The organism is Streptomyces sp. JW3 (assembly GCF_052216785.1).
Lineage (GTDB): Bacteria > Actinomycetota > Actinomycetes > Streptomycetales > Streptomycetaceae > Streptomyces.
This window is the reverse complement of sequence record NZ_JBQOUX010000292.1, coordinates 1-321: the sequence shown is the minus strand read 5'-3', so window position 1 is coordinate 321 and position 321 is coordinate 1. Positions and strand designations below refer to the sequence as shown.

Sequence of the window (321 nt, the reverse complement as noted above, 5' to 3'; positions counted from 1 at the left end):
CTGACGGCGGAGCGGTTCGTGGCCTGTCCGTTCGTTCCCGGGCAGCGGATGTACCGGACCGGTGACCTGGCGCGGTGGTCGGATGACGGGCTGCTGCACTTCGCCGGCCGCGCCGACGAGCAAGTAAAAATCCGTGGCTTCCGGATCGAACTCGGTGAGGTGGAGTCCGTCCTCGCCGCCCACCCCGATGTCACCCAGGCAACCGTCACGGTCCGCGACGACCGGCTGACCGCATATGTCGTCTCTCACGGTGAACCGTCATCGATCCGGGCGTTCGCCGCCGAGCGGCTGCCCGAGTACATGGTCCCCGCCACCGTCGTA

The 321-nt window shown here is 67.9% G+C and carries 1 protein-coding gene; it reads left to right on the top strand.

Features of this window, described 5'->3' with window-relative positions; all coding sequences use genetic code 11:
• The coding region (locus ACTT8P_RS38555; protein WP_442836444.1) for an AMP-binding enzyme at positions 1–321 on the top strand (321 nt) is incomplete at both ends.